Genomic DNA, 5,817 nt, shown 5'->3' with positions numbered 1-5,817 from the left:
GTGCTGGGCCTGCTGCTGCCCGCGGCCGGACCGCAGCCGGGCCGGCCGTCGGCGGCCCAGGGCGGCGCCGGGCTCGCCGTGGTGGCCGCGGCCCTGCTGCCCTGCTTCTTCCTCGGCACCGGCCAGCAGGTGGACCTGGGCGCGAGCGTCACCGCGCCGGGCTTCCTCGGCCGGCTGCTGGTCGTACTGGCCGTGATGACGACGTCGAAGCTGCTGGTGTGCGCCCTGGCCGGTCGGTGGTACGGCTTCGGACGGCACGACTGCCTGCGGCTGGGCGTCCTGATGAACACCAAGGGGCTGACCGAGATCGTGGTGCTCGCTGCCGGACACCAGGCGGGGATCATCGGGCACGAGCTGTTCGAGTGCCTGCTGTCGGCGGCGCTGCTCAGCACGCTGCTGGCCGGCCCCGCCCTGGCCCTGCTCGACCGGTCCGAGCGGAGTGGGCGTCGGCAGCCGGTGGCGGTGCGGTGATCCCGTGGGTGGCCGGTGGCGCTACGGGGGTGATGGCCGCAGGCGCTACGGGGGGTGGCCCGCGGCCGGCGCCGCCGGGCCACCCACGGGGGTCTCAGGGGGTCCGGGCCAGCGACCGGTAGACGTCGACCGTGCGTCGCGCCGCCTGGTCCCAGGAGAACTCCTGCTCGGCCAGCTCCCGGCCGGCCCGGCCGTACTTCGCCGCCAGCTCCGGATCGTCGAGCAGCATGTTGACCGCGAGCGCGAGCTCGATGGCCAGCTGCTCCGGGTCCACCGGCTCGCCGGTGCCGTCGGGGCGCTGCTCGTAACCGACCAGAAGACCGGTCCGCCCGTGCTCCACGACCTCGGGGATACCGCCGACCTCGGTCGCCACCACGGCGGTGCCGCAGGCCATCGCCTCCAGGTTCACGATGCCCATCGGCTCGTACAGCGACGGGCAGACGAACACCGTGGCCCGGGTGAGCAGCTGACGCACACTCACCGCGTCCAGCATCCCGTCGATCCGGAACACGCCGCTGCGGCTCCGGCTCAGCTCCTCCACCAGACCGGCCACCTCGGCGGCGATCTCCGGGGTGTCCGGCCGGCCGCAGCAGAGCACCAGCTGCGCCTCGGGGCGGAGGTCGAAGGCCGCCCGGAGCAGGTGCGACAGCCCCTTCTGACGGGTCACCCGGCCGACGAAGAGGACGATCGGGCGGTTCGGGTCGATGCCGAAGCGCTCGAGCGCCGCCGTGCCGTGGTCGGGCCGGTAGGCCCCGGTGTCGATGCCGTTGTGGATCACGTGCACCCGCTCCGGCGGGATCTCGGGGTAGACCTCGAGGATGTCGTCGCGCATCGCACCCGACACCGCGATCAGCGCGTCGGCGGCCGAGGCGGCGGACCGCTCCATCCAGCTGGAGAGGGCGTACCCGCCGCCGAGCTGCTCCGCCTTCCAGGGGCGGAGCGGCTCCAGGCTGTGCATGGTCATCACGTGCGGGACGCCGTGCAGCCGTCCGGCCACGTGCCCGGCGGTGTTGGCGTACCAGGTGTGACTGTGCACCAGGTCGGTGCCGGCGCAGTCGTCCGCGATCCGCAGCCCGGCGCCGAGGAACCCCAGGGCGGCGTTGCCCTCGGCCAGGTCCGGCGGGAGCGGGTACGCCTTCGTACCGGCCTCCGTGCGCTGCTCGCCGAAGCAACGCACCCGGACATCGATCAGTCGGCGCAGGGCCCGGGTCAACTCGGCCGCGTGGACGCCGGCCCCGCCGTAGACGTCCGGCGGGTACTCCCTGGTCACAAGGTCGACGCGCATCTGATTCCTCTCCAGCGGTTAGGGGGGCTCAGCAGCACTCGGGCGGACCCGGGGTGACGGTCGGCGACGGAGAGACGACGACGTTCTCGACGCCGTTGCCCCCCGAGGCCGCCGAGACGGAGAACGAGGTGACCAACATGGCGCTCAGAGCCAGGACTGCACCGGCGAAGAGGAGGACCAGGGACTTGGGCATGGTGATGTCTTCTCCAGGAGGCGGGGGTGGTTGACAGTGAGAGTCAATCGAAATTGACTGACTCTGTCAATCGTCAAGTGGGGATGTCGTAAGACTCACGCGACGACACCTTGGCCAACCGGGGCACTTCCTGTAAAACAGGTAGTCAAACGGAACCGTTGACCGGAGAGACATGGAGCAACCGCAGAGCAGTACTGGTGGGATCGGGCAGAGACTCCGTGAGCTGCGCCAGAAGAAGGGGCTGAACCAACAGGACCTTGCCTCCGCCGACATCTCGGTCAGCTACGTGTCCCTGATCGAGACCGGGAAGAGGGCGCCCTCCGATGCCGTGCTGAAGGCACTGGCCGAACGGGTGGGCTGCTCCGTCGAGTACCTGCGCACAGGGCGTGACGACGCGCGGGTCCACGAGCTGGAACTCAAGATCGCCTTCGGTGACATGGCGATGCGGAACGGTGCCAACGGCGAGGCGCTGCAGTCGTACAGCGAGGCGCTCGCCGCCGCGCCGTTCCTCAGCGAGGAGATGATCCACCGGGCCCGGCTCGGCCAGGCCATGGCCTTCGAGAAGCTGGGCCAGCTCGAAGCCGCCATCCAACTACTGACGTCCCTGTTCGAGAGCTCCGACGTGGTGCCGGGCTCGGCGGAGTGGACCCAACTGGCAGTGGCGCTGTGCCGCTGCTACCGGGACTCCGGCGACCAGATGCTGAGCGTGGAGATCGGCGAACGCGCCATGCGGACGCTGGACGGGCTCGGCCTGAGCGTTACCGACGACCACATCCAGCTCGGCGCCACCCTGATCAGCTGTTACCGGAGCCGGGGCGACCTCACCCAGGCCAAACTGATCGCCAGCCGGCTCATCCCGGCCGCCGAACAGACCGGTTCGCGGATCGCCCGGGGATCGGTCTACTGGAACGCGGCCGTGGTCGCGACCTCCCAGGGCCGGATCAGGGAGGCCCTCACCCTCACCGAACGCGCGCTGGCGATGATGGCCGAGAGCGACAACGTGCGCCACCAGGCCCTGCTGAAGGGCTCGTACGGCTACCTCCTGCTCAGCATGCCCGACGCCGACCTGGACCGGACCAAGGAGCTGCTGGAGGAGTCGCAGGAGGCTCTGCTGGACGTCGGCAGCGCGATGGAACAGGCGCGGAACGAGGTCAGCCTCGCCCGGCTCGCGGTACGCCTCGGGCGGCCTGCGGACGCGCTGGCGCACGCCAGCCGCGCCCTGGGCCTGCTGCGCAACGACGCCCACTGGGAGGCCGCCGAGGCCCGGGTGATCCTCGCGCACGCGCAGTACATGAACGGGGAGCAGGGGGACGCCGAGGCCACCCTGCGGGCCGTGGAGCGGCAGCTGAGCCAGGTCCCGGTCAGCCGGGACCACGCGACGGTGTGGCGGCACGTCGGGGACCTCTGGAAGGAGATGGGCAACGCTCAGAAGGCGATGGGTGCCTACGAGAACGCCCTCGCCGAGGTCGGCCTGCTGGCTCTGCCCACTCCGACCTCGGAGTGGGCCCGGCGCAGTTCGGCCGGCTCAGCCGTCCTGGTCGGCCCCCCGGACCGCCCGCACCACGTGGTCCGTCAGCGACCGCAGCGTCTTCTCGTCGGCCGCCTCCGCGTTCAGCCACAGCACCGGCTCGGTGCCGGAGGCCCGGAGGTTGAACCAGGAGCCGCCCGGGAACTCCGCCGTCAGACCGTCCAGCCGGTCCACCCTGGCGCCGGAGTCGCCCAGGGTACGCGCGACCGCGATCACCGCCTCGGCCGGGTCGGCGACCTCCAGGCCGACCTCGCCCGAGCTCACCCGACGGCTGTGCTCCGCCACCAGCTTCGACAGCGGCTGACCGGTCGCGGAGAGCGCGGCCAGCAGGTGCATCGCCACCGGCAGGCCGGTGGCGGCGGACCAGAAGTCCCGGAAGTAGTAGTGCCCGGAATGCTCGCCGCCGAAGACCGCGTTGTGCTCGGCCATCAGCGCCGTGACGGCGGAGTGGCCCACCCGGGAACGCACCGCCCGGCCGCCGGCCGCCTCGATCGCCTCCGGCACCGACCGCGAGGTGACCAGGTCGTGCACGACGGTGGCCCCCGGTTCCGCCGCCAGCAGACGTTCGGCCACCACGGCGATCAGCGAGGACGCCGGGACCGCCGCACCCCGTTCGTCCACCACGAAGCACCGGTCGGCGTCCCCGTCGAAGGCCAGTCCCAGGTCGGCGCCCTCGGCCACCACCCGCTTCCTGAGCTCGGCGGTGTTCGCGGGCTTCGTCGGATCGGCGTCGTGGTGGGGGAAGGTGCCGTCCAGGTCGAAGTACATCGGGACGATCCGCAGACCAGGTCGGTTCAGCACCAACGGCACGGTGAGCCCGGCCATGCCGTTGCCCGCGTCCACCACCACCTTGAGCGGGCGGAGCCCCGACAGGTCGACCAGCGAGTGCAGGTGGGCCGCGTAGTCGTACAGCAGCTCGACCGCGCGCCGGCGGCCGGGCACCGGCACCCGGTCCGGACCGCCCTCGACCAGAGCGGCCCGGATCCGCTCCAGCCCGGTGCCCTCGCCGACCGGGACGGCACCGGCCCGGCACAGCTTGATCCCGTTGTGGTCGGCCGGGTGGTGCCCAGCAGTGATCATCGCGCCGGGAACACCGAGCAGGCCGGAGACGAAGTGGAGGTAGTCGGTCGACCCCAACCCGGCATCGACCACGTCGACACCCTGTTCCAGGACACCCCGCATGAAGGCGGAGGCCAGCGCCGGAGAGGTGTCGCGCATGTCCTGCGCGACGGCGATCTCCGGCGCCCCGGTGAGCTCGGCGAAGGCCGCGCCGATCCGGTGGGCCGAACGCTCGTCCAGCTGATCGGGCACCAGGCCCCTGATGTCGCGGGCCCTGACGATGTGGGCGGCCGAGTCGGGTGTCATGGGTTCCTCGCTCCTTCGGGCTCAGTCCTGCGACGGGGTTCGGTCCTGCGGGACCAACCAGACGGTTGCGAGCGGCGGCAGGACAAGTTCGGCGCTGCTGTCCCAGCCCTTCCACGGGACGGTCTCGGCGCTGACCACGGGGAGTTCCCCGGCCGCGCCGGAACCGCCGTACGCGGCCGCGTCGGTGTCCAGGACCGTGCGCCAGTCACCGCCCTGCGGCAGCCCGACCCGGTAGGCCGTCCTGGGAACGGGTGAGAAGTTGCTGATGCTGACCAGCTGCCGGCCGTCACCGTCCCGGCGGACGAAGGAGAAGACGTTCTCCTCGGCCGCGGTGACGTCCACCCACTCGAACCCGGCCGGATCGGTGTCCAGCCGCCAGAGTTCGGGGGACTCCCGGTAGGTGCGGTTCAGATCACGGACGAGGTGCTGCACGCCGCGGTGGTCGGCGGCGGCGGGCCAGTCGTCACCGAGCAGCCACCACTGCAGTCCGGCGTCGTGGTCCCACTCCACGCCCTGGGCGAACTCCTGTCCCATGAACAGGAGTTGCTTGCCCGGGTGGGCCCACATGAAGCCCAGGTAGGCCCGCACGGTGGCCCGCTGCTGCCACCAGTCCCCCGGCATCTTGGCGACCAGCGAACCCTTGCCGTGCACCACTTCGTCGTGCGAGATGGGCAGCGCGTAGTTCTCCGAGTACGCGTACGTCATCGAGAAGGTGAGCTCGTCGTGGTGGTACCTGCGGTGGACCGCCTCCCGGCCGAGGTACTGGAGCGAGTCGTGCATCCAGCCCATGTTCCACTTCAGGCCGAAGCCCAGACCGTCGGCGTCCGTCGGCCGGGTGACGCCCGCCCAGGCGGTGGACTCCTCGGCGATGGTGACCACGCCGGGGCAGCGCCGGTAGACGGTGGCGTTCATCTCCTGCAGGAAGGCGGCGGCGTCCAGGTTCTCCCGGCCACCGAACTGGTTCGGGGTCCAGTC

The 5,817-nt window shown here is 71.4% G+C and carries 5 protein-coding genes and 1 pseudogene; 2 read left to right on the top strand and 4 right to left on the bottom strand.

What is annotated here, in order from left to right:
• The coding region (locus tag ACXJMZ_RS36870) for a cation:proton antiporter domain-containing protein (RefSeq protein ID WP_457034359.1) at positions 1-471 on the top strand (471 nt) is incomplete at its 5' end.
• Between the two features lie 94 nt (positions 472-565).
• On the opposite strand, the gene glgA is transcribed toward ACXJMZ_RS36870, so the two are convergent.
• Positions 566-1,756 (bottom strand): glycogen synthase, encoded by a 1,191-nt coding sequence (gene glgA, locus ACXJMZ_RS36865; RefSeq protein ID WP_457034358.1) that lies wholly within the window; start codon positions 1,754-1,756, stop codon positions 566-568.
• Between the two features lie 28 nt (positions 1,757-1,784).
• Complete coding sequence (locus tag ACXJMZ_RS36860; protein WP_457034357.1) at positions 1,785-1,949, bottom strand: hypothetical protein; 165 nt, start codon at positions 1,947-1,949, stop codon at positions 1,785-1,787.
• A gap of 172 nt (positions 1,950-2,121) precedes the next feature.
• On the opposite strand from ACXJMZ_RS36860, the pseudogene ACXJMZ_RS36855 reads away from it, so the two are divergent.
• Positions 2,122-2,265: pseudogene (locus ACXJMZ_RS36855) on the top strand (helix-turn-helix domain-containing protein); the annotation flags it as partial.
• Positions 2,266-3,474: 1,209 nt separating this feature from the next.
• Here the strand turns inward: ACXJMZ_RS36855 and manB are convergent.
• Together manB and ACXJMZ_RS36845 are read right to left on the bottom strand one after the other, a co-directional pair.
• Positions 3,475-4,842 (bottom strand): phosphomannomutase/phosphoglucomutase, encoded by a 1,368-nt coding sequence (manB, locus tag ACXJMZ_RS36850; RefSeq protein ID WP_457034356.1) that lies wholly within the window; start codon positions 4,840-4,842, stop codon positions 3,475-3,477.
• 21 nt (positions 4,843-4,863) lie between these two features.
• Positions 4,864-5,817: alpha amylase C-terminal domain-containing protein (locus ACXJMZ_RS36845; protein ID WP_457034355.1), on the bottom strand; the 954-nt coding region annotated here is incomplete at its 5' end.

The sequence above is a fragment of the Kitasatospora sp. P5_F3 genome (assembly GCF_054049135.1).
This window is presented reverse-complemented; position numbering and strand designations above follow the sequence as displayed.

Excerpts from the sequence above, each read along its gene's own strand:
- glgA (WP_457034358.1), bottom strand. The coding sequence starts at position 1,756 with ATGCGCGTCGACCTTGTGACCAGGGAGTACCCGCCGGACGTCTACGGC.
- ACXJMZ_RS36860 (WP_457034357.1), bottom strand. The coding sequence starts at position 1,949 with ATGCCCAAGTCCCTGGTCCTCCTCTTCGCCGGTGCAGTCCTGGCTCTG.
- manB (WP_457034356.1), bottom strand. The coding sequence starts at position 4,842 with ATGACACCCGACTCGGCCGCCCACATCGTCAGGGCCCGCGACATCAGG.